We start from the raw sequence: 22,106 nt of genomic DNA, 5'->3' as shown, positions 1-22,106 counted from the left end.
ATTCATATCATATTATCTGAAATTATCAGATATCATTTCTATTGTTTTTTTGTCAGTTATGTTTTCCAATTTTATGTCATGTAGAGTTTAGCAACCCTCATTTTCTATTGTTATTTACTAATTCTACATCTTACCTCTTATTCCTTCTAAATGAACATCGAAGTACTTTTGCAGTCTTCTTTTATAAAACCTATTTCATCTCTCGTCAACATTCTTCTTATCTATGCTTCTCCATTGATATCCATACAGGATATTCTTCATCGTCCTATCCTTTGAAATAGGACTTAACTATTTATCTTAACTATTTATCTTAACAATTCCTGCTCCGTGTTTGAAAGATTCATCACTCATTTTACATTAGTACATACTCTATCTTGGTTAGATGGATACGAGTCGTACATTAGTATCAGCTGTTATATTCATCGTTACAACCACCTTTATGTCTCTATTATTTCAGCAAAACAATCCCCGCATTGGCTGACTGTATTATAATCATGCCATGCGGGGCTATTTTATATCTCTATTATTTTTTACGGAATTTGCAAGAAAGTCTTTGGCATACTGCAATGTTGATTACTTCACCAGTATTCAAATTATTACTTTTGCGAGCTGCACATTGAGTTTTCTTGAAAAATTCGATACCAATAAGGTGAACCTGCATTCTTCTTTTCTTCCTCAGTTATAATATTAATTTATTCCTCTGGCAAAAAATCTTCCCTATCCTATCAGCTCTTTTCTTACCTACATTTCCAGTAATGCTCCCGCTTAGACTGCAACTGATACGGCAAGCACTGCAATCTACGTTTGATTACCCGCAAAACCTGTTCCCATGTCAACACTCCTCCGTTTTTATTATATACTATTGTTTCATCCAAATGTTTGATATTTTCAAAGAACAAATGTTCCTTCATTACTTATGTCTTATTATATCAACTTACGTTGCTTGGTCTGCCCCTTGGCATTATCTACGCACTGAAGCAGGTGTTCCTTGGGCGAGAGCTTCTTTGCCTCTTTTACGGCGGCTTTGAGGAGATTTTTTTGTTCCTGTCTTTTTGCCTTATCTGCCTGTTTCTCCATGGTCAGCTTGCTGTTTCTTTCGGGTAATAGTTCAGGCTTAAAGTCGGGATTTGTCCTTACTATATTGGCTATCTTCACGGCTCTTAGGCCTGCATCCTCCATAAGCTTTACCATGCCGGCCATAACCTTCTCTTTGGTATCGGCCATGAAATCCTGCAAGGCAGCCTTTTCATAGTACCTGTATAAGTCCTTGTTCAAGGCATGGCTATTGGGCTTATCGGCAAGTACCTTGTTTTTTCTTTCCTCAAAGTTGGGGAGTTCTACAGGCTCATCATTTAGCAGGGCGCGTATATCGGGGGAATCTGCGCCGCCCTTCATCTTGATGGCACACTCTAGGACTGCCTGCAGCTCTTCGCTTGCCTCTGCTGCCTTTTTCAGTCCCAGTGCATCCCCTGTCAGTCTGCTGCAGCCTTCTTCAAAGACAATATCCGCCAATGTTTCCTTATCGTAGCTAAGAGTAAGGTGCTGCTGTTCTACCGTTTTCCGGTCAATAAATCCATTTTCCCTGACTGACCGCGCCGCATCCAAATCCTGCTGTTTGAACTTTGCCACAGCATCTATGGCAGATATTCCGCTGTAAGTCATCTTGGATGGCGCATGTCCTTCCATAACAGGGCCGGTATTTTCTACTTCCAGCTTCAGCTTGCCCAGCATATTTACAAAAGCCACCTGATCCTCTATGGTAAGTGCCATATACACCGGCAGCTTTACTGCGCTGCCCTTATTTAGCGGCCTTGCTGATTCAAAGGCAACCTCATCACTTTTTAATCCGAGACCAGCCCGGAACGTATGATAATCTCCCACTTTTTCAGCCACCTGCAAATCGTTAGTATCCGGATTCATATGCGTCCCAAGGATAAACGCCGAAGGGAACCGCTTAAAATCCTCTTTCTTAGCCACATACAGATAGGTATTGGCCTTTTTTGCATTTATGGCCTGAATCTCCGGATGCAGTTCCAGATACAGCTTTTCCTCCATCTTCATTTGCTGCAGCTCCCGGCTGCAAAAGTCAATGGCCTCTTTACTGCTTTCCCGTATCTGTTCATCGGTAAGGCCCTGATTCTTCCGCAGGATGTTCTGCCTAAGCTCAGGCATTTCGATAAGCGCTGTTCTGTATTCATTGAAATGCCGCTCCAGCCCTTTAGCAAGACTGGCTTCATTTTTAAAGTTCAGTTTGCCCAGTTCCCGAATCTTGTACTCCGTTTCGTGGTACTTCCCGTAGGAAACTGCCATTTTGACCTTGTTATAGCCCATAACGCCCCGGAGCTTATCGTTGAAGACATCTTTATCCATGGCGTTAAAGGCAGCCAGGAATTTATAGGCATCCTCACCATTTAAGTGTATGCCGTCCTTATAGACTTCGCCCTTCTCATTCCGGATGGGCGTCTCGCTCCATGCAAAATCCACATACAAATCCTGAAACAGACCATTTTTACGGACTGGCTCCTGCTTAATGTCTACTTCCTTTGCCCGGACAGCTTCCGTTATCGCCTGCTCCTGCCGCTGTACCTTTTCCTGTATGCTTTCCAGCTTATCATAGAGGTTCTGTGCCCTTTTGATTGCCGCAAAGATGATTTTGTTGTTGTTGGCCAGTTTATCCAGCTGAGCTTCGGTATAGAGCGGGTGCTTCTGGTAATCATAGCTCAGGTAATTTGTCTTTAGGAACAAATGCGCCGTCATAGGGGCTGAAAACTCATCTTCCCCGCGTTCTTTGGCATATTGCTTTACCGCAGCAAAGATTTGTTCGCTGCCAGCCTTCCATGACACATCAATGCCATTATCCTTCAGGATACCAATGGCCTGCCGGAAATCCTCCGGCCTGTCCCCTTTTATCTCCAGCGTCTTATATGGATAATTCTTGAAGTCCTCCACATTGTAGAATTTCCACAGGTCAGGAACCACCTTGCCGTCTTCGCCCTTCCGATAGACCTCAATGGCTGCCGCTCTGGCCGTTGGTTTCAGTACCCAGCCGTTTTTCTTAGCGGTTTCCTGCCAGACCCAGCGCGGGTCTTTATATTGGTGTTCCTCATCCTGCATGGTTACTAACCGCAGGTAATTTGCCCGCGACAGAGGATATTCATGGCCATGTTTTGCCCCGCCGTTATAAGGCCTTCCATATACACCGGGAGGCTCCAGATTGCCATACCTGCGCAGTCTATCCACGATTTTAGGATTTAATCGGTCTCTGGTATCAAATATATCGCGGTAGGTCGCCATCTTCCTTCACCTCTTCTGCGGGCTCTTTTTCCAGCCGCTCTGCTTCTGCCTGCAGACGTTCATTTTCCTCATAATCAAAGCCCATATCATCGGCCAGTTTTCTCATGATGTAGTCATCATCCAAATAATCTTTTGCCTTCACTGCTATTCTCCTCTTGCTATCCCCTTGGCTGTAGTTATCTCCATATCCTTCAGTAATTTCTCCCTCGGTTCCAATGTGTTCTGGAGGGCTATGTTTCTATCACAAAGCAACTCAGCGTTTAGGTGGAATTTGGATTCCTCCATATATTTCTTATCCATACGCACGGGCATCCCTCGGTCAGCAAAAATGTCCTCCAGCTCCTTCGTATCTGCCAGTTTCTGGCCAGTCTGCTTAGCCAAATCTTCCGGTGGAACCTTCAGCCACACGCTAAGCCCTTGCTTTTCCGGGGCGTAATATTCCTGCTGATAGGCCCTTACATCCAGCATATCCTTCGCCTTTTCGGCCAGTTGTTCTGCCACATAATCCAGGGCTGCCACATAGGAAAAGCTTCGTTCCTCCTCATCATAGCCTGGCTGCATCCGATGCGTGAATGTCTCCACAGGCTGCCTTTCTTCCATAACGCAATAGCTAACCGATAGGGGTTCCTCATGCTTTTCTAGCGTATAAGGGCCGCCTTTCCGCTGGAACGGGATATCCATGCCTATCACCTCGCCATAGCAACTGTTTTTTCTTCCTTCAAATCAGCTGCCAGTTTCTCTTTTGGGGTAAGTTTTCTTACTACGGCCTTTTCCTGAACAGCCGGACGCAGTTCATAGTCTTTTACCTGCTTATCCGTGAGCTTACCCTTGTAGTATATGGCGCCATATCTGCCGCCCTTATCTTCTTCATCGAACCGGCTGAAACCGTTTGGCACTGCTCCGATATCCACGGGCCTCTGGTCAAGATAGTACTTATACTCACCCTGTTCCTCAGCTACAGCCTGCCTTTTTTTCTTATCGAGCATATGCTCCTTGATGTAGGTCACAGCCTTTTCCGCCTGTTCTGCCGCCTTATACAGCTCATCCGGATTATCCTTCAGCACCGCAATCCAGCTTTGCAGATATGCTGCATGATTCTCGTAATGGGCATCATCAAATTTCAAATCAAATTCCTGCGCCACAAACAGCGAGGACATTTCTGCCACCAGCTCTTCTTTGGCATAGCTTGGTGAGCCGAAACCGTCTCCCTTTACTATGCCATCACGGTTGAGTCTTTTTTCCGCGCCGGTACTATGGGCAATCTCATGGATTACCGTTGCATAGTAGCCGGACATATGCTTGAAATCCTCTGCTTTCATCACATGGATCTCATCTTGGGCAGGCGTGTAGTAATTCCTGTCCGTCTGGTCATTGTAAACAGGAGCCTCGCTGCCAGCAATGATACGCTCCATTTTTTCCTGCCGGTCAGCAACATTTATCGTTATCTCATGCTCCGGCGGAAGCCCGGTGGCCTGTTCTGCATTAAATACCGGTATCCCCTTAACGATTGGGACATCCAAATGAACCGTTTTGGGGATTTTCTTCCCGTTAAAGTCCAGCAGGTAATGGCCGTTCTCATCTTTTTTATAAACCGTTTCCCATTTACCCGTCTTACTGTTTTTATGCCGTACAGGCTTATCCCATATCCAAAGCTCTATCAAGGTGGCCTTCTCGCCCTTCTTTACCTGGCCACCTTCTTTTTTTATGGCCTCATAGGTCCCCCATCGGCTATCCGTATAGCCATTTTGCATAGCAGCCACGCTGAGGATGAGATTATTCTTCCCATGGTATCGTCTGGTCTCCACGCCGTTTTTTATCTCCGAGCTGACATTTCGCGGTGGCCGGCCAAAATGCTGGGAGTCCCAGAAGAACACTTTTCCGGCTTCCATATCGGCAATAATCTTTTCGACCATTTCCTTATGCGCGTCTTTTAGCTTATCACTTTGCCATGCCATCTTCTGTCATCTCCTTTTCCATTTCACCGCTTAGCAGCTCTTCTTTTTCTTCATCCGACATCCATTCCAGCTCCGGGCATAAATGTCCGTACAGTTCCCTATCCAGTCCTTCAGGCTTATCATGCATATTCTCTCCCCCTTGCGTTTACAGACTTATCTACCATCAGTTTACTTGCCCGCAGCGCGGCTAAATAACACAGAATCGCAATAGACATTTCAAACCATTACAAAAGCATTACAGGGATTACAGAACAGCAAAATTACAGCTCTTTTTTTGCCTGCACATGATACAGCCTCCGCTCGTGCGGGGCAAGGAAGGCTTCGCCACGCTGACGCGTGTCCTTGCCCCCCGCTCCCTCCGGCTGTATTTCATGGCTGTCAAAAAAAGAAATTTTCGCGCGGGGGCAGGCATAAAGCTCCCACAAAGGAGGACAGTATGAATAAGGTATGTATAATCGGCAATCTGGCCAGCGATGTAAATTTCAACATCTACGAAAAGAATAACCGCCTCACGATGGTCGCCAATGTTTTCGTAGCGGTAAACAGAATCAAATCCAAAAAATCTTCCCAAAAACCTCCCCCGGACTATTTGCCTGTTACCGCATTTAATAAAATAGCCGAGGCTATGTCAGAAAACCTGCGGAAAGGTTCTAAAGTCGGTATCTATGGCAGGATTCAGCCTAAACGCTGGACAGACAAGAACGGCAACCGCCGTTTTGATATTGGCATTGTGGTCAAGAAAATTGATTTTCTAAGCCCCAAGGCTAAATCTGATGTCAAGACTTCTAAAAAAGCCCCCAAAAAATAAGCAATATAATATGCCCCCTGCAATATGCAGGGGGCGCAAGGAGGAAAGCGCTATGAGTAAAATCACTATTTTTAACAGCTGGGATTATCTGGATAATCCCGATGATGGCTGCGAAGTCTGGAACACGGAAAGGAAGCTGCTGCTTGATTTTTTCCGCAAGCTACCCTGTGAAGGACAGGTAATCATGCAGGGCACAGTCGGCAGATGGAACGGCACCTTTCCTGCCGGGAAGACAGGTATCCTTGACCTGCTGTTATCCGAACTCATGGAATGTGCGGATGATGTAGAAATCTATGATGAAAATGGTCACCTATTCATCCGCACCACCCACCATGATGGTTCCAACCTCTTTGAAGTAAAGGCACTGACTGGTGCCGGTCTCAATGCCATAGAAGCATTTACAAAAGGCCGTGGCCGCTGGTATGGTCTTTCAGACAAAGACCTTCACGACAAGCTGATGAATAGCAGCCGTTATACCCATTTACCTAAGTATGCCAAGCATTTAGGCATTATGCCAATAAAAGCCGCTTGATGTTAATTTTAGAAAGGAATGATACTTATGCCAAACTGGTGCTACAGCAGAATCAAATTCACGGGAGATTATAAAGCAGTCAGAAAGCTCTACAACTTCATAGCTGAGCAATTTGATATTCCATTTGAACGAGAGCCTATGCACTTTGACAAGAATACCTTTTTAGGTACATTCCTAGACCGTGCAGGGCTGGATAGTGAAAGATTCCGCTGTCGTGGTCAAATCACCGACTGGCCAGGACCTCCCGAACCCTGCGATGACGACAGCGGTAACTGTGAAATCGTTATATACACTGAAACCGCCTGGTGTCCCATGATTGCCATGTGGCTGGCAATCATCGAGAAAATATCTCCTAGTGTACAGCTCTTCTACGCTTCCGAGGAATGCGGTATGGGTATTTACCAAAGCAATGACCCAGATTATGTAGATAATTATGTTGTGGACACATGGATAGGTTCACGAGAGACAATTCCTGCGGAAGTGCGTGGAACCATATTCGGTGAGGAATTTTTCGAGGATGAGATTTCCGAGGATAGGCTTCGGGACGAATTACTAAAAGCATTCCCAGACGGCAGTGATGACAGCACCGCTGACCTTATAGCAAGACTAGACGACCTTGATTTTGGTGATGATAACGGCACCAGCGTCCATAAATGGGAGTATTACAGCGCATCCGAACAGGATTAGTTTTTCGTCATATGGAAAAAGCCCTGCTTCTTTCGGCAGGGCTTAAAACGTCGCTACTGATTACAGACCATTACAAAGAATTACAGATATTACAGGGGGAAATTTCAAAACAAAGATTTGCATCGGTTATGCTGTTACCGCTGTAATAAAAGCTCCCATATATAATGGCAGCGTCAACACTTGTCCATTTCTTCCTACTTGGGCGTCTGCCAGTTTTATGGCCTGCTCCACATGGTATCTGTCAGGATTGGCCAAGACCTGCTTCATGCTCTTAGCATTCCCGTTGGTGGCCTTTACTTCTACCAATGTTGCCTTTCCTTTGTACTTGATGACAAAATCTATCTCCAGCCCCGAGTCTTTACGGAAATAATACAACTTGCGTCCCATCTTGCCAAAGAAGTCTGCCACAAGATTTTCAAATATGGCCCCTTTGTAGCCCAGCAGGTTCCCCTGCAGAATATCTGCCTGAGTACCATCTTCCAGCATACTGATGAAAAGCCCGGTATCTGCCATGTAAACTTTGAATATATCCTCCTCTGAATTGCCGTCCAACGGCAGTTCCGGAATAGAAAGGTTATAGCAGTGGTGCAGAATCCCCGCATCCTCTATCCAGGACAAGCAGCTATCATAATCCTTGCTTCTTGCGCCTCGCTCCACCACAGAATACTGGAACTTCTTGTTTTCCTTGGCCAGCTGCTTGGGAATCGAGCGGTAGCACTTCCTGATACGAACCTTGTCACGGTCAGGAGCATATTTCATCATGTCGTCTTCATAAGACATGGTGATGTCTCTCTGCATCTGAAGCACCTGAGCCATATTGTGGTGGTCAACAAAATTTTGTACCACCGCAGGCATTCCCCCAACAACCACATACTGGAGAAGGAGCATTCGCATCTTTGCGTGTAATGCTTCAGGTACCGGCTTTTCTTCAGCCACACAGTCCTTCAGTAAAGCTATCAGCTTTTCGTCAATGCCATTGGCCCAGAGAAATTCCTCAAAATCCATCGGTACCATGGTCAGCATCGTTTCGTAGCCAACTGGAACAGATTTGGGCTCCCCGTAACCTTTAACGCCTAAAAGTGAACCTGTGGCAATTACGTCATAGCGTCCGTCCAGTTTGAAGAACTTCAAGGCTGTGCGTGCCTCAGGACACTCCTGTATCTCATCCAGAATTATTACCGTTTTGCCTGCTTCAAAAATAGCGTTCTTTACCTGGGCTGTCATCATCATCGTCAGGAAGTCTACCTCCAGGTTATCCTTGAAGATAGCTCCATAGCTGGAGTTCTCAAAAAAATTCAGGTAAACAACGTGCTCGTAGTTATTACCGGCAAAATCCAGCACTGCACGTGTCTTGCCACACTGCCTGCACCCCTTGATAATCAGGGGCAATCTATCTTCCTGCTGCTTCCATTGCAGCAGCTTATCTGTAATTTTTCGTTTCAGCACTGATACCACCTCCTGTCTATATATTATCATTAAAATACATTTTTTCAAGCGACTTTTAATGTACTATTACATTTTTCATAACGAGTTTTCGTTAGATATCACATTTTCTCAAGGAACTTTTTTAGATATAACAGCAAAAAGGACTGCCTTATACGCAGTCCCTATATTACGCTTATTTAGATTCTTGCATAGAACTCATCACCATATGGACAAATCGACTTCTTTAGGAAAGAATCATAGAATTTTTTACTCCCGTAGAATTTCATCTTATAGGCAAGATAAAATGCGGTTTCACCAGCTGGCATAGATACGCCGGTTTCAGCCCAGCTTCCCAGCGGTGGCAAGAATCGCCAACCATCTTTGCCGGTAGAATCAACATACATTTCCCTTAAATCCCAATTATAAAAGAACCTTGCTCTGCGTACCTCTGTTATTTTGCCTTTGCCCCCACTGTAAAAATCCTGTTCATTACCATAGGCACTCGTTGCTGTTACGATATTTACGCTGATAATATACTGCGGTGGCGCATATTTTTCTACATTTAGCGTTGTGCGGTCAACATACCATGCTACGCCCATGTGACCATCACATAATATTAGATTTCTATCGCCATTAAGGTAAGTAGGATAGTTTGCATTCGCTACAGATGCCAAGGACAATAACAGCAAACTAAAAACAGTTAATACTATTCGTTTCAACGTAATTCCTCCCATCCTCAATTTCCTGACATGTTTGCTGGGTAATTTACTTTAGTATATCTGCGGCTGCGTCCATTAGTTCTACTCCTGGAGCACAAGCCGGACAATCACAATACACTCCGCCTTTTGCTTTTACTTCTTTAGCATGGGAGGCAATCGCTGCAGCTTGTTCTTTGCCAAACAGCTCTTCTCCCTTGGCCGATGTAAAAAGCTCAATTACTTGGTCAATGGTGCATACATCCATTTTTATCTCGTCTAATAGCTTCTTGGCCTCATCTTTCTCCTCGGGCGTACCGATGGCTTTTAGATACCGTTCGCCTGCCGTCTTCAGCTCAGCACAGCAGCTGGGAGCTGAAATCATCGCTTCGACTTTTTCCTTAATCGTGGCTTTATCCATACGTTTTTCCTCCAATCACGCATACTACCTCTTCGATTGAAGTTTCTACCTTCTATGCCTGAATCCTGCATATGGGAAAAATATTTTCAAGAATATCCCCGGCAGCATTTCAGCTCCCCTTAAAAATTCTTAAAGCCACTGCCTTCTTTTATGCCTACCGCACTATCCTGCTCCGTCATATTGTTCCTGTCCATGATTTTGAATGTCATCACCCGGTCTTCCGCGAGCATTGCCCGCCGCTCTTTATCCAGCCGCAGCTGGTCGCCTGCGGCCTGTACCTGAGCATGGTTAGCAAGCAGCCTGCTGCGCCTTGTGATTTCGCTATCCATAAGGCCTTGCATTTGTGTTTCGGACTGCATAGCTTCCATATTGCCCTCTGCCACCCGCGAATTTTCGAGGATGTCATTCAGTGTTCCCATCCGCTCTTCCAAATCCCCTTGGTTTTTCCGGGCATTTTCAATCCCTTCGGCAAATATCTTGGCCATCCAGCCATACTTATCATTGCTGTCATAGCCGGTTCTCAGCCATTTGCTGTTGTAATTCACAAAATAATTATCTCCCTGTAGCCAGTCCGGGATGCCAAAGTCTTTATTGCCATTTTCAATTTCAGCTAAAACAGAACTCCCCCTATTTCCCAGCCCCAGCATATCCCTTAGCCAGCGCATATTGCTGTCCATCAGGTTTGCCAGCCATCCCTCAAACTTATCGCCAAAGAGGATGCTCTTGATATGCCGCGTATAGTCATAGACGTTTCCCTGCATAATCTCGCGCAGCGCAAACGGTGAGGGCGCACTGTCTTCGTAAGATATGCTGTCTATGCTGTAATAGTTGGCCGGGTCATAGGGCCTGTCTACGCCAGGAACAGAATATGCTTCAGATACTGCTCCGAAACCCAGAAACATAACCATAACACCAGCTGCCACAACGTGAGCTATCTTCATAACCGGAACCCCCTTATCATTCCCTGCCGTTTGAAGCGGAAACCATAACCCGCAAACAGCTCCATAATCACCTTACAGTCCTCGTGACCAAATATCATAGCGGCAAGTGCCACCAGCATCATTTTTAGGAGAACCGTAAGCTTAATTGTCTTTTCTATTCTCGTGCCGCCACTATTTATAACTTTTTGCCAGTAAGCTTCATCCCAGGAAACAACGGAACCTGCATTCCAGACAATAGCCACATCATGCCAATTGCCATATTGTTCATAGAGTACCTGCATCTTATGCTTGGCCACCACATCCTGTACTTCCGGCGGCCATGGCATATCCGGTGCAGGGTTAATCCCAGCTTCAGCGCACCAGCTTTCCCAGTTGCTATAGCTTATCTGATAAGCTCCATAGCCATATCCATCTGCTGACGGCGTATGATAGGGATCTTCGCAGCCTCCTGTCTCAACCTGACGGATTGCTGCGGCAAACTCTTCTACCGACTGGAAATTGCCGCCTGCAGCCACGGATTGCACGGATGTATCAAAATAATCCTTGGGCACGGAATCTTTTAACGCCACCACAAGCAGCAACGCAGTAACCGTCATCACCATGAGTTTTATGGTGCTCATCACGAGGCCAGTTATAGCCGTAGCACCAAAACTTCTTGTTCCCTGAAACGGCGTGAAGCTAAAGCCCAGCAGACTAAATAATGCGGTGCAGTAAAACTCAATATAGGCCATAGCTATCATGATGCCAATATAGAAGAAGCATGCCAACACGCAGATGATGGTCAGCAAGCAGATAATCACCGTGGGCAAATGGAACATTATGCTTATTCCCCACATAGTACCCAGATATTCAAAGATGGGGCCTACATATCTTGCTCCGATTTCCACAATTGCAGCCGGGTCAGATAAAATCTTTCCTGCTGTTGCATAATCATTGCCCGTGGCAAATGCCCCCATCGTAACAAAGTAATCCCTCAGGATATTGGCTAAATCGCCCCAGTGCCAAAAGAGATAGGTCAGGAAACCATAGAATATGCACTTGGAGGCCAGCCACCTGCTGATGTAGATGGCATTCCTATCCTCTCCCAGCAGCATCCCCAAGCCTTGGAGGGCAATATCTATGGTCATGAGCGCCCAGAACAGCCACCGAAGGTTATCCTGTATTATCCTGAGACCTTTGGTACATACTTCGGCTATCTTTTCCGTCATTTCACGGATGGGCTTACAAAAGTCATAATAGGCATCGTAATTTACTGCCACTATATCTTCATCCATCATCATGCCTCCGGCTCCAGATGGCGGAGTGCCGGAAAGCCAATCCCATGGATTTACCGGCTCACCGTTAAGCCTGACCTCAAAATGACAATGAGGGCCGGTAGAATTACCCGTAGAGCCGGCATAGGCTATAACATCGCCCATCTGTACCGTCTGGCCGGCAGTGACCGTCAGCATCTCATTATGGCCATAAAGAGTTTCAATGCTGCTGCCATGATCAATCGCTACCAGATATCCATAGCCGCTTACCCAGCCAGCCGTTGTAACTGTACCACTGCTTGCAGCATGGACGGGCATACCATAGTCATAGCCAAAATCTATTCCTGAATGAAATTTCTGCGTCCCGTATATGGGATGGGTGCGCCAGCCAAAATCGGAGGTAACTTCCAGTTCTCCTTCCACAGGATTCATCATGGAATGATAGGCCGGTGCTGCCCCGGCGGTGCCGAAATGCCCTGCAACCATCAGCACCAAAATTATTAACCACTTTATTAACATCCTGAGCAACACTTCCCTTTTTCCATGTGATAAAATAGCTAAGAGCATAGCATTTATTTTGATTAACTACTAGAGGCGAGCGACATGAAAATTCTTTTTATCTCGATTCTGGTCATAGCTTTGCTGGCACTCTTATTTTTCGGTGGCATTTTCCTTTTTCATCTTATCCGCTATGCCATCTTTGACACGATTGATTTTCTCTTTTATAACCTCTGGGGCAAGCCCCCCTTCAGCCCTCATTGTTCCCGTGGAGAAGGCTACGGCTGGCAGTGGGATGAACATGGCCACTGCCTTGGTTATGATCCAAAATACGTCCGTTAATCCCTCAATTTTTATATTTCCTCCTAGTAAAGAAGTGATGCCTTTCCGCATCACTTCTTTTTTGTCTCTTATGCTCATCTTCGTTTGTTGTTGAATTTCCGGTTAAAGTTGTCATATATGGCATCGATTTTCTCTGCTGAGTTCCTATCCATCTGCTCATCCGTCTTAGGTGCCGGAGTCCAGCCATGGGTAAGGTTTGTCCCCCTGCCATCTTTAACCATCGAACCATCCCGGTTATGAGCGCCGTTGTGCTCGTTGGTTGCAGCATATAAATGGTTATGAGAGAGATTTCCCTGCTCATCATACACATCATTTCGGCCATGCGCCGTATCATCAATATCCCGGCTGTTGGCTCTCATGCTGTACATATAACGGATTCCCTGCTCAGCTTCACGTTCTTCAGCCAGGAAAGGATTATAGCGGTTCCATTCAATGGAGGCCATATTCCTTAAAGTGCCTGTCGTCTGGGACAGCCACGAGGTATCTCCATCAGCTTTTCTTGCGGTGCCGCCGCCTTCCATATTTGTAGCCATCTTATAGGTACCATAGGCACTGCCTGCAAAGGCCATGGCTCTGGAAGTTCCTCTAATAGGATTGGGCATTGCATCGTAAAAATCGCCGGAGGTAAGCGATGGATTACCGGAAATTAGTCCCTGCGCCAGCTCTGGGATTTTCTTCACCATTAAGGCTATCATCAGACAAGCCAATGTTAACTGTAAGAGCGCACTAAGCTCCAGCAAATCATTATTGGCAGCCGCTTGGTCACTTATTTGCTTGGAAAATGTAGCCAGTAGCGGACAGGTCACTGCCGTAAGAAAGGCAATTACCGCCACTTTAACCCCTAGTGCAAATACAGCACCTATGGCTTTTTCGGCCAGAAAACTTGTTCGCTCGTACATGGCAAATGGCAATAATACAACGGATATCAAAGAAACCGTCCAAAAACAAATTCTGACCATGAACATTTCCAACCCGGTATAGAATGTGGCAAAAAGTACCGTAAAGGCAATAACCAAATCCCCAATTAATGCACCCAGGCTGGACATACCTAAAAGAGAAATATTGCTCCAAATCGCACTGAAGGATTGCATACCATTTTTTACTATGCTGTCCGGCAGGTACATGTTCCCAGTACCGGAAGCCAGAAAGCCCAATTTTTCAAAGCTGGACATAATGGCATGGCATATCTGGTAATTTCCGCCTACCCAGTTTTCGATGAGAAACATAAAGAAACCAACTTTCAATACAATTACTGTGATATAGCGAATCTTATCTTCATTAGCAAGCCCCAGTACAAGAGCAACAGCCACATCAATAACCACCAAAAAGCCCATAAGCTCTAAAGCGTAACCTACAAGTACAGTTGAGCCGTTATCTACGATATGGATAAACTGGCGCATGAAGCCACTTAAGGGGTTAAAATCTTCGACATTATCGGTTATTTTAATCGATGTCAGGTCTACCGGATTTACGACAACAGATACCGCCGGATTAAGGATTTCTCCCAATCCAAATGCTTTTAGGGCGTAGTATATCTGCGCTGCCATGGCCGTTCCCAAAACGATATTCAGCATACGCCTGTGATTGCTATCCCCAAACATAATCATGATGCCCGTGACGGCAATCATGATATTCAGTACCGCCGGTACCACCTTATCGGTGATGTTATCCCTGAGTGCTTCCAGAGGGGTACGCCATGCCAGGGCACTAGAATCGGCTGCTATTGCAATATCCGGCAGGATAAGCCACGCCATAATCAGGAGCATCCATGCCCAGCCAAGCTTTTTCATCAGTACTCACCCATCTTTTGCCGAAATTCCTCGTAACTCATTGCCGTAAGGCCACAATTCTGCGTAGCCTTGCTAAGCTTTTCAGCCGTGCTTTCGTTAATACGCTTTGCAGTGACTTCTTCCTGCAGTTCCCTTTGATTCTTCACGGCCTGGGCAGCGGTCATGCTGGATAGCAGGTTATTGCCCTGAATAAGCGACATAACCCCTACCCCCATAACCTGATTTCCCGCCTGCACAGCCTGCAGATTGCCTTCCGCATTTTGGGAAGCTTCAAGGGCTGTCATGGCCTGCTTGGATAAGTCCTCGGTCAAATCCTGTGTCAGCCTTGCATTTTTTACCGTATCATTATTGGTATCCGCTTCCGCCTTGTAAGCAGCCTGACCGGCATAATAGGCATCCATCACGGTCATTTTGCCATTAATAACGGCCTCAATGTTGCGGAAGTTCTTTTGCCAGAATGAATCGGTAGTGGATTTAGGGGACAAAACGCCAATCTGGGCCTCCCGCTCATCCAGCGGATATCGCTCCAAGGCAATCATTTTTTCCAGATACTTCGTAAGGATAGATGCATCTAGCCTCTTCATATTCAGAATCTGCAGGAGCAGCTGCTTTTCCTCGTTACTCAATATGTTTGCTGTTGTGATGGCTGTCCTTATGGCCTGCTCCACATTTTGCGCATCGTATACCAATACCGCAGCCTCTGCCTTTGGTGCCAGACACATAAAGCTTGCCATAGCCAATAAGCAAGCTGCACCTTTTTTTGCTTTGCTCTTCAGCATGTTCTTCCCTCCCCATCATCGCAAGGTGTCCCCAATCTTAAAATGCCGTCTCCTGTAGGAGCTTTTCATAGATGTTCGCAATCTTAGCCACATAGTTTACCGTTTCTGCGTATGGTGGCACACCGCCATAGCGTTCTACGGCACCACCTCCCGCATTGTATGCCGCTACAGCTTCAGTCACACCATATTCGCCATCTCCGGCAAAATTATCTATCTGTTGGCGCAGGTAAGCAGCTCCCCCCAATATGTTTTCCAAGGGATTATACCTATCTACTCCAATACCTGATGCTGTATCAGGCATTAGCTGCATATAGCCATATGCTCCAGCCCCCGAATACGCACCTGCCGAAAAGCCGCTTTCCGCTTCCATGACCGCAGCCAGTAATAAGGGATCTACTCCATATAAAGCTCCGGCATACATAATCGCATCCGTAAGCCATGCTGCTTCCTCTGTTGTCCCTATCCTTCCTGCGACCTCGCCATAAACTATGGTCTTATCGTCATAGGCAAAAGCAGGATTAGATGCTTTGCCCAGCAAAAGCATCAGCCCCAATAGCATCATAAGGATTTTCTTTAGCAGATAGCTCGCCTCCCTCTGTCATAATGTTTTCCAGCCGACTTGCATATTTTTCCAAGCCTTTATACCGAAGCCAGTCTACAGCAAAGTCCTGCCGTCCACGCTCGGCTATGATTCTTTCAGCCATACGGATATCCTCTGTCTTTACACCAACAAATGCTAGTTCCATTGGACTTAAATCCAGCGAATAAATCCGGTTTCCTAACGGGGAGGTATAATAATACTCCCGCTTTGGAATGGCCTTAGCCAGCATCATAATCTGCTGCTCATTGAGGCCAAAAGACTGGTACATCTCTTTCATACTGGGCTTATCGCTGCCTGTGCGCGTATCATCCAATGCATCTTTATTGGGCAGGAAAATACGCGTTGGACAGGATTCCAGAATGGTTGCCACAATGGGGCTGGCCACAATATCTGCAAGGCTCTGCGTTGCAAATACCACCGCTGTATTGGATTTACGGAGCACTTTCAGCCACTCCCTGATTTTGGATGCGAACTGAGGATTATCCAGGAATACCCAAGATTCATCCAGTACTAGCAGGCAGGGACGGTCATCCATTTTTATCTCCTCTTCAATCCGATGGAAAATATAAAGAAGAGTAGTCCCAACTATCTTTGGCGTGTTATTCATAAGGCTTTCCATCTCAAAAACCTGCCATGAAGAAAAATCCAAATCATCTGCTGAGGCATCAAAGATGCTGCCGTAATCTCCTTCGATTGTAAGAGGCCTCAATGCTGTCTTCAGTTCCTGATTCTGGATACTGGTGCATAAGGTAAGCATAGTCCGATGCTCTTTAGGAAGTGCCTTCATGGAAGATAAGGCCTCGGATATGTATTTGCTCATCTCCGGCGTGACTTCTACATGTACGGACTCCAGATAATCCGTTATCCAGCCTACTGCCCACATACGTTCATCATCGTCATCTATCCCTGCCAGCGGCTGGAAGGATAGACCATTCCTGCTGCTGGCCAGTTCAAAATACCTGCCGCCAACAGCTTCCGTAAGGATACGGCTGGAACCACCTTTATCGAAGATGAATACCTGAGCATTCTTATATTTGCGGAACTGCGCGGAAATCATATTGAGCTGGACGCTCTTGCCTGCACCGGTTGGGCCGACAATCAAAGTATGGCCAACATCCCCTACATGAAGATTCATGCGGAATGGTGTTGCCCCATCGCTGCGGGTATAGATAAGTGCCGGCCCCGATAAATGCTCATTGCGTTTCTGCCCTGACCATATATCCGATAAGGGCATCATGTGGATCAGATTACCCGTAGATGCATAAATGCGGCGGCAATAGTGATGGAAGTTTCCCGGCAGGCTGCCTAGCCATGCATCCACAGAACCGACATCTTCTATCTTTGGCTTCATCATCTGGCTCTTAAAAACATCTTCCACGGCCTTGGCATACAAGCAGGCTCTTTCGTAGTTCGCCTCCGCGATTATTACTTCCGTGGAATAATAGCCATAGCCAACGTCTCCAGCATCTACACTTCTCAGCGCCTCCTGCACTTCTTCTACCTTTTCAACGGCATTCTCATTGATATCGCTGGCCTGCGGCGGTGAATTGAAGATAAGCCTCTTCACCGTGGAAGAAAAATACTCCATCTTTCCCTTCCAGCGTGTCTTTCGGGTATCCAGCTTCGAGATTGCTTCTGTTTTATCCAGCAGATAGAATCTTGTCACCCAGCGATAAGGGAAATTCAGCCGGTTCAGGTTATTAAGCATCCCGAACACACTGGATTTGGGATAAGCCTTCGGCACCACAATCTTCAGATGTTTTTCCCCAAGCTTTGGAGCGTTGCCACCGATTAGGTCCGCATCATAGAGATAGCTGTCACAGAATTCATCCTTAGGCGGCTTGATTACCCGCCTGTTATCGGATACGCAGCTATGCAAATAGGTAGCCAGCCCTTTTTCATCTAAGAGTTTTGCAGGAATTTCCAGCTCCTTAAATATCCGGCAAAGGCTGTCTGCCATTTCCATAAAGTCTTGCAGGTTCTCTTCCACCGTAACCGTATGCTCATCATGACCTTCTATGAGCATCGACTTTAGACGGCCTTCATTGTCGCTTGGAGGCAGCCAGCAAAGGGAAAAATAATACTCGGAACGAAAGAACCTCCCAGAAGTAAAATTATCCCGCCGTACATCATCGATGAGTTTTGTAACCGCATCGGGAAAACATACATCTTTGTCATAAGTGGCATCCGGCAGACGCTGCGCCTCCATATAGATAACCCACCCAGAGCCAAGCACCATCAAGGCGCTATTGAGCTGTGCTGTAATAATTGCCAGATGTTCCTGCAATGCGCTGTCCAAATCAGGGCCTCTGTATTTCCATACGGTCATAAAGGAGCCATTTTTATTGATGACCACTCCTGTGCCTTTAACGTCTATAATCATTCCGTAAGGCATCAGGGAGGCAATGCTTTTGCCTTTACGCCTGAATAAATCAAGCCTGTACACGTACTTCACCCCTGCTTTTCAAGCATAAAAAATCCTGCCAGTCTCTTACATGACTGGGAAGTATCCTGCCGTTAGCCCGGAACATCCCCGGAAGAGTTCCCCACCAGCATGGCTTGTTGTTATAACTCTCCAGCACAAAAGGAATTTCTACGGCCTCCATTATTTCACGGATATACTGCCGGTAATCATTTAAGTTATCTTTATCTAAAGCAAATACCAGTGTGTTGCTTATCATGCCGCCATTCCCTTTTTGCTTGGCCAGCATATAATCCCGAATGGTCTGTCTTTGTGGGCACCAGCTCTGTGTCAGCTTTCTTAGTTCATGCTGAAGGTTATCTTCTGGCATAAACAAAACCCGTCGGCAAAACCTGTAGTTCATTTGGCGAAATGCTCTTAGAACCATATCCAAAGTGTTCTGAGATAGGTTTTCCTTAATGCTTGCAACCACAATTTCTCTGTCCCGGATGGTTAGACGGTTTTTGTCCGGGCCATCCGGAGAATAGACCTTAAATGCCATATCCCTTGATAACACAGCATCCAGATAAAGAGGAATTTTAGGCATGGCAAGTTCACAGGCCTGCATATGCAAGGTACTTTTCAGGTATGAGAGCACTTCTTCCAGCTCCAGCACATGACTGCCAGCCTTACAGGAAGCTATCTGAGTTCCAATGCTCTGCAGCACCTTACGAAAATACTCCGCATCACCCTCTTCTCCTCTGCAAATGCCTTCATAGAGATTATCTGCAGAACTGTTCCTGTTTTTGTGGATTGGATTCCACGAAAGGCAAAGGGTGTTTGAATCATCGCCAAGGAAATGGTGCTGATCCAGCCATATGCTCCAGCCTTTAGGAAAATTTAAGTGCAAACCCTCCACGGTTTCTTCACTCGAATTTCCATAGCGGATAAATCCCATCAATGAACCATCCTTATTTCTTACCACTTCCGGCAATATAAGACCGCCCCAAGATAGCCAGGAATAAACCTTACTGTAATCCTGCCGATAATCTTCCAGCATATTTAACCTCCATCAAACGTTATATGTCCGGCCTTGCTGCATATAACTTCTCAAGCATTCAAATGCATCTGCATCTTGCTTGGTTACATAAATCGTTGCAGCATGGATGGCAATATTTAATGGAATAACCCAGAAAAAATGAAACGACAATACAAAAACCCCGGCAACACAGATGTTGAATACAATCATAAAAGGCGGTGCGCCCATAAGAAGTACTGGCTCTGTGAGGGCACTAAACAACGGCAACTTAAACTCCATCCGCTTTTTATCATTCGACAATGAACTCGCTCCTCACATCAGAAAAACAAACAACCGGAAACATTGTCTGCCCCAAAAAGTCCGGCCAGTGTCGCAGCTCCGCATGCAATGGCAGTACCAAAGGCTCCTTTCATGGCCATCCGTGAAATATCACTTTGCCCCAGAGCATACAGGGCACCACCCGTTGCAATAGAAATAACCGCACCAGCACGCGGCAGCGGCCCTGTAAGATTGGCTTTCAAGCTATCGATACCACTATCCCATGGCATAGTGGTAGATGCCATGCACTGGCTGGAAATCGCCATCAGCCCCATGCCCATCAGCATCCCCTTATTTTTATTAACCAACTGCCAGCCATTATTGAGCATCTTTTTCCCAAAATACTTCGCATTCATCTTGCTTCCTCCCATCATAGATATAGGAAAAACACTTCTTCTCGTCTCATTTTAGGTTTTACATGCAAAAAAAAATGCCACAAACATGCAACTTGCAAGTTCGTAGCATTAGAGATGTCAATTCTTTGTCTTTGTTAATATCCTTTTATGGACAGTTCATTTTCCCCGTCAGTATAATATACCTGTAAAATATAATCTGAAATCAAGGTGATTACCATGAAAAATATGAAGATATCACTTCTCCCCCTGCAAGCAGATGACAGGGAACAGTTCATCCGTGATAATCAGGAAGCCTTCAACTATGGAGCCATGATAGAATTCGGACTCCGCGACAATCACTTTGAGGAAGATGATGAAATCATCTCCCTCGCCACTATCGAGGAATCCATAGATAATGGCACTGCCTACCGCATCATGCAGGATGGTCAGCCTGTCGGCGGCATTATTGTAAAAGTAGAAGGCTGCCATGGGGAACTGGAGATTCTGTTTGTTTCCCCTAAAGCTCACAGCAAAGGAATCGGTTATGCAGCCTGGTGTGAAATAGAACGAATGTATCCTGCCGTCAAGGTCTGGGAGACGGTAACTCCTTACTTTGAAAAACGCAACATCCACTTTTACGTCAACCGCTGCGGATTCCATATCGTTGAATTCTTCAACAGTCATCATCCTGACCCTCGTGATACAAATGAACCTTCTGGCGACCAGTTCCCTGAAGGCATGTTCCGTTTTGAAAAAAAACTTCCCTAGAATATTGGAAGCATGAATAATACGCTTCCAAAAGCAGATTAAATTAACCTATATCTCCTACAACTTTTTCTTTTACACGCAAAAACGCAGGCCATCGACCTGCGTTTTTATATTCGTATTTCCTTTACCTGCGAGCTTCCCCACTCTTGAAAGTGTATGTATGTGTTATCACTTCCCCAAGTGAAAATGCTATTCTACTTCTTGATGATAGTGAAAACAATCCCTCAAAGGTAGCAATTACGCCCCCCGACTACCAAAGTAGTATTTTGAAATATCATTTTAGTTCGTGGGTAATGTAGCGACCTTTCTCCCCATCATATCCATCAATGCTCAGAATTTCTTCAACGATTCGTCCAGTGCCTTTGCGCCGCAGATAAACAATCACATCCACAGCCCCGGCAATAGTTTCTTGCTGTGGCGTTACCGACACCCTTGAAACCAGCTGTTCCAACCGCCTAAGCGTCAGCATGGCAGAACTGCTGTGTACCGTTGAGCAGCCACCATCATGACCGGTGTTCCACGCATCAAGGAGCGCCAATGCCTCATCGCCCCTAACCTCTCCAACTACAATCCTATCCGGGGTGGCCCGCAGAGTATCATGGAGCAAATCGTTCATGCTGCAGTTTTCCGTAACCTTCAGTGATAAATAATTTCTGGCCGCGCATTTTAGCTCCCGCGTATCTTCCAGCAGCACAATCCGGTCATCGCTCTTAGATATCTCTGCCAGTATTGCATTAAGGAACGTGGTTTTCCCCGTCTTGGTTCCTCCTGCTGCAATGATGTTTTTCCTGTCCCGGATTGCTTCAAGGATAATATCCCTTTGCCTTGGGGTAAGCACACCATCATTCACATAATCTACGAGCGTGAGCTTACGTTCCGTATGCTTGCGGATGATAAAGCTTGGTGCTGTTACCACATCCGGCAGGAATCCTTGAAATCTGCTGCCATCGGGAAGTTCAGCTCCCAATGTCGGTTTACTGGCCGAACAAACCGTATTGGTTAAATCCGCCACCTGATAGATAATCTGCTCTGATTTCCCGGAATCCAAGGTATAGTCGGTCAGCACGCGCCCTTGGGAGAAGGTATCCACCCATATTTTTGTATCGGGATTAACAATAATCTCGTTCACGTCCTTGTCCTGCAAAAAATTCATAATCTCAAAGCCCAGGGTATATTCCAGTGTACCCAGGGCTCTTTTTATAGCTTCCTGTTTTTTGGCCACAA

At 46.0% G+C, this 22,106-nt stretch carries 23 protein-coding genes and 1 pseudogene; 4 read left to right on the top strand and 20 right to left on the bottom strand.

The window, feature by feature from the left end:
• Nucleotides 1-924: 924 nt before the first annotated feature.
• From T320_RS09360 to T320_RS14655, 5 genes are all read right to left on the bottom strand, one after another.
• Nucleotides 925-3,294, bottom strand: a complete 2,370-nt coding sequence (locus T320_RS09360) for a hypothetical protein (protein ID WP_037355210.1) — start codon at nt 3,292-3,294, stop codon at nt 925-927.
• Nucleotides 3,269-3,436, bottom strand: coding sequence for a hypothetical protein (locus tag T320_RS14660; protein WP_156032802.1), 168 nt, complete (start codon nt 3,434-3,436; stop codon nt 3,269-3,271). Before T320_RS14660 ends, T320_RS09360 begins: the two co-directional genes overlap by 26 nt.
• Nucleotides 3,437-3,438: 2 nt before the next feature.
• A complete protein-coding gene (locus T320_RS09355) occupies nt 3,439-3,894 on the bottom strand; it encodes a hypothetical protein (protein ID WP_197019408.1) in 456 nt (151 codons plus the stop codon).
• A gap of 86 nt (nt 3,895-3,980) precedes the next feature.
• Complete coding sequence (locus tag T320_RS09350; protein WP_051608703.1) at nt 3,981-5,249, bottom strand: zincin-like metallopeptidase domain-containing protein; 1,269 nt, start codon at nt 5,247-5,249, stop codon at nt 3,981-3,983.
• The gene (locus T320_RS14655; RefSeq protein WP_156032798.1) at nt 5,233-5,376 is read right to left on the bottom strand and encodes a hypothetical protein; all 144 of its coding nucleotides are present in this window, start codon (nt 5,374-5,376) and stop codon (nt 5,233-5,235) included. The genes T320_RS09350 and T320_RS14655 overlap by 17 nt, the downstream gene beginning before the upstream one ends.
• Nucleotides 5,377-5,685: 309 nt before the next feature.
• Between T320_RS14655 and T320_RS09345 the strand changes: the two genes are divergently transcribed.
• The 3 genes from T320_RS09345 to T320_RS09335 all read left to right on the top strand — a co-directional run bounded on the left by T320_RS09345 (nt 5,686) and on the right by T320_RS09335 (nt 7,276).
• On the top strand, nt 5,686-6,057 hold the full coding sequence (locus T320_RS09345; RefSeq protein ID WP_037355205.1) for a single-stranded DNA-binding protein: 372 nt from the start codon (nt 5,686-5,688) through the stop codon (nt 6,055-6,057).
• A 52-nt stretch (nt 6,058-6,109) separates the two neighbouring features.
• Nucleotides 6,110-6,589, top strand: a complete 480-nt coding sequence (locus T320_RS09340) for a hypothetical protein (protein ID WP_037355203.1) — start codon at nt 6,110-6,112, stop codon at nt 6,587-6,589.
• A 138-nt stretch (nt 6,590-6,727) separates the two neighbouring features.
• Nucleotides 6,728-7,276, top strand: coding sequence for a hypothetical protein (locus tag T320_RS09335; protein ID WP_197019407.1), 549 nt, complete (start codon nt 6,728-6,730; stop codon nt 7,274-7,276).
• A 126-nt stretch (nt 7,277-7,402) separates the two neighbouring features.
• Here the strand turns inward: T320_RS09335 and T320_RS09330 are convergent, their stop codons facing one another.
• The 14 genes and pseudogenes from T320_RS09330 to T320_RS09270 all read right to left on the bottom strand — a co-directional run bounded on the left by T320_RS09330 (nt 7,403) and on the right by T320_RS09270 (nt 20,135).
• The gene (locus T320_RS09330) at nt 7,403-8,722 is read right to left on the bottom strand and encodes an ATP-binding protein (protein ID WP_037355199.1); all 1,320 of its coding nucleotides are present in this window, start codon (nt 8,720-8,722) and stop codon (nt 7,403-7,405) included.
• Nucleotides 8,723-8,898: 176 nt separating this feature from the next.
• On the bottom strand, nt 8,899-9,420 hold the full coding sequence (locus T320_RS09325; RefSeq protein WP_037355197.1) for a hypothetical protein: 522 nt from the start codon (nt 9,418-9,420) through the stop codon (nt 8,899-8,901).
• A gap of 46 nt (nt 9,421-9,466) precedes the next feature.
• A complete protein-coding gene (locus tag T320_RS09320) occupies nt 9,467-9,817 on the bottom strand; it encodes a hypothetical protein (protein ID WP_037355194.1) in 351 nt (116 codons plus the stop codon).
• Nucleotides 9,818-9,936: 119 nt separating this feature from the next.
• On the bottom strand, nt 9,937-10,758 hold the full coding sequence (locus tag T320_RS09315; protein WP_037355193.1) for a hypothetical protein: 822 nt from the start codon (nt 10,756-10,758) through the stop codon (nt 9,937-9,939).
• Nucleotides 10,755-12,032 (bottom strand): type IV secretion system protein, encoded by a 1,278-nt coding sequence (locus T320_RS14980; protein WP_369793441.1) that lies wholly within the window; start codon nt 12,030-12,032, stop codon nt 10,755-10,757. The genes T320_RS09315 and T320_RS14980 overlap by 4 nt, the downstream gene beginning before the upstream one ends.
• Nucleotides 12,033-12,068: 36 nt before the next feature.
• Nucleotides 12,069-12,416, bottom strand: a pseudogene (locus tag T320_RS14975) (M23 family metallopeptidase); the annotation flags it as partial.
• Nucleotides 12,417-12,662: 246 nt separating this feature from the next.
• The gene (locus T320_RS14855) at nt 12,663-12,929 is read right to left on the bottom strand and encodes a hypothetical protein (protein WP_197019405.1); all 267 of its coding nucleotides are present in this window, start codon (nt 12,927-12,929) and stop codon (nt 12,663-12,665) included.
• The gene (locus T320_RS09300; protein WP_037355187.1) at nt 12,926-14,641 is read right to left on the bottom strand and encodes a type IV secretion system protein; all 1,716 of its coding nucleotides are present in this window, start codon (nt 14,639-14,641) and stop codon (nt 12,926-12,928) included. Before T320_RS09300 ends, T320_RS14855 begins: the two co-directional genes overlap by 4 nt.
• The gene (locus tag T320_RS09295) at nt 14,641-15,420 is read right to left on the bottom strand and encodes a TrbJ/VirB5 family protein (RefSeq protein ID WP_037355185.1); all 780 of its coding nucleotides are present in this window, start codon (nt 15,418-15,420) and stop codon (nt 14,641-14,643) included. Before T320_RS09295 ends, T320_RS09300 begins: the two co-directional genes overlap by 1 nt.
• Nucleotides 15,421-15,457: 37 nt before the next feature.
• Nucleotides 15,458-15,982, bottom strand: a complete 525-nt coding sequence (locus T320_RS09290; RefSeq protein ID WP_037355182.1) for a lytic transglycosylase domain-containing protein — start codon at nt 15,980-15,982, stop codon at nt 15,458-15,460.
• Nucleotides 15,939-18,404, bottom strand: coding sequence for a TraG/VirB4 family ATPase (locus T320_RS09285; protein WP_197019404.1), 2,466 nt, complete (start codon nt 18,402-18,404; stop codon nt 15,939-15,941). The genes T320_RS09290 and T320_RS09285 overlap by 44 nt, the downstream gene beginning before the upstream one ends.
• Before the next feature lie 49 nt (nt 18,405-18,453).
• Nucleotides 18,454-19,482: a hypothetical protein gene (locus T320_RS09280; protein WP_037355181.1), complete on the bottom strand. Its 1,029-nt coding sequence runs from the start codon at nt 19,480-19,482 to the stop codon at nt 18,454-18,456.
• A gap of 12 nt (nt 19,483-19,494) precedes the next feature.
• Nucleotides 19,495-19,761, bottom strand: coding sequence for a VirB3 family type IV secretion system protein (locus tag T320_RS09275; RefSeq protein WP_037355179.1), 267 nt, complete (start codon nt 19,759-19,761; stop codon nt 19,495-19,497).
• 17 nt (nt 19,762-19,778) lie between these two features.
• On the bottom strand, nt 19,779-20,135 hold the full coding sequence (locus T320_RS09270; protein ID WP_037355177.1) for a TrbC/VirB2 family type IV secretion system protein: 357 nt from the start codon (nt 20,133-20,135) through the stop codon (nt 19,779-19,781).
• Between the two features lie 216 nt (nt 20,136-20,351).
• On the opposite strand from T320_RS09270, the gene T320_RS09265 reads away from it, so the two are divergent.
• Entirely contained in the window at nt 20,352-20,882 is a 531-nt protein-coding gene (locus T320_RS09265; RefSeq protein WP_051608699.1) for a GNAT family N-acetyltransferase, read from the top strand.
• A 274-nt stretch (nt 20,883-21,156) separates the two neighbouring features.
• On the opposite strand, the gene trbB is transcribed toward T320_RS09265, so the two are convergent.
• Nucleotides 21,157-22,104, bottom strand: a complete 948-nt coding sequence (gene trbB / locus T320_RS09260; protein WP_051608698.1) for a P-type conjugative transfer ATPase TrbB — start codon at nt 22,102-22,104, stop codon at nt 21,157-21,159.
• Between the last annotated feature and the right edge of the window lie 2 nt (nt 22,105-22,106).

The sequence above is a fragment of the Selenomonas sp. FC4001 genome (assembly GCF_000701565.1).
Classification (GTDB): domain Bacteria; phylum Bacillota; class Negativicutes; order Selenomonadales; family Selenomonadaceae; genus Selenomonas_A; species Selenomonas_A ruminantium_B.
Note: the sequence above shows the minus strand (reverse complement) of the source record. Positions and strands in the feature narration are given on the sequence as shown.

Bases quoted from the DNA above. Each gene is read 5' to 3' on its own strand.
- T320_RS09360 (WP_037355210.1), bottom strand. From the start codon at position 3,294: ATGGCGACCTACCGCGATATATTTGATACCAGAGACCGATTAAATCCT.
- T320_RS09355 (WP_197019408.1), bottom strand. From the start codon at position 3,894: ATGGAAGAAAGGCAGCCTGTGGAGACATTCACGCATCGGATGCAGCCA.
- T320_RS09350 (WP_051608703.1), bottom strand. From the start codon at position 5,249: ATGGCATGGCAAAGTGATAAGCTAAAAGACGCGCATAAGGAAATGGTC.
- T320_RS14655 (WP_156032798.1), bottom strand. From the start codon at position 5,376: ATGCATGATAAGCCTGAAGGACTGGATAGGGAACTGTACGGACATTTA.
- T320_RS09345 (WP_037355205.1), top strand. From the start codon at position 5,686: ATGAATAAGGTATGTATAATCGGCAATCTGGCCAGCGATGTAAATTTC.
- T320_RS09340 (WP_037355203.1), top strand. From the start codon at position 6,110: ATGAGTAAAATCACTATTTTTAACAGCTGGGATTATCTGGATAATCCC.
- T320_RS09335 (WP_197019407.1), top strand. From the start codon at position 6,728: ATGCACTTTGACAAGAATACCTTTTTAGGTACATTCCTAGACCGTGCA.
- T320_RS09320 (WP_037355194.1), bottom strand. From the start codon at position 9,817: ATGGATAAAGCCACGATTAAGGAAAAAGTCGAAGCGATGATTTCAGCT.
- T320_RS09315 (WP_037355193.1), bottom strand. From the start codon at position 10,758: ATGAAGATAGCTCACGTTGTGGCAGCTGGTGTTATGGTTATGTTTCTG.
- T320_RS14980 (WP_369793441.1), bottom strand. From the start codon at position 12,032: ATGGATGAAGATATAGTGGCAGTAAATTACGATGCCTATTATGACTTT.
- T320_RS14855 (WP_197019405.1), bottom strand. From the start codon at position 12,929: ATGAGCATAAGAGACAAAAAAGAAGTGATGCGGAAAGGCATCACTTCT.
- T320_RS09300 (WP_037355187.1), bottom strand. From the start codon at position 14,641: ATGAAAAAGCTTGGCTGGGCATGGATGCTCCTGATTATGGCGTGGCTT.
- T320_RS09295 (WP_037355185.1), bottom strand. From the start codon at position 15,420: ATGCTGAAGAGCAAAGCAAAAAAAGGTGCAGCTTGCTTATTGGCTATG.
- T320_RS09290 (WP_037355182.1), bottom strand. From the start codon at position 15,982: ATGATGCTATTGGGGCTGATGCTTTTGCTGGGCAAAGCATCTAATCCT.
- T320_RS09285 (WP_197019404.1), bottom strand. From the start codon at position 18,404: ATGATTATAGACGTTAAAGGCACAGGAGTGGTCATCAATAAAAATGGC.
- T320_RS09280 (WP_037355181.1), bottom strand. From the start codon at position 19,482: ATGCTGGAAGATTATCGGCAGGATTACAGTAAGGTTTATTCCTGGCTA.
- T320_RS09270 (WP_037355177.1), bottom strand. From the start codon at position 20,135: ATGAATGCGAAGTATTTTGGGAAAAAGATGCTCAATAATGGCTGGCAG.
- T320_RS09265 (WP_051608699.1), top strand. From the start codon at position 20,352: ATGAAAAATATGAAGATATCACTTCTCCCCCTGCAAGCAGATGACAGG.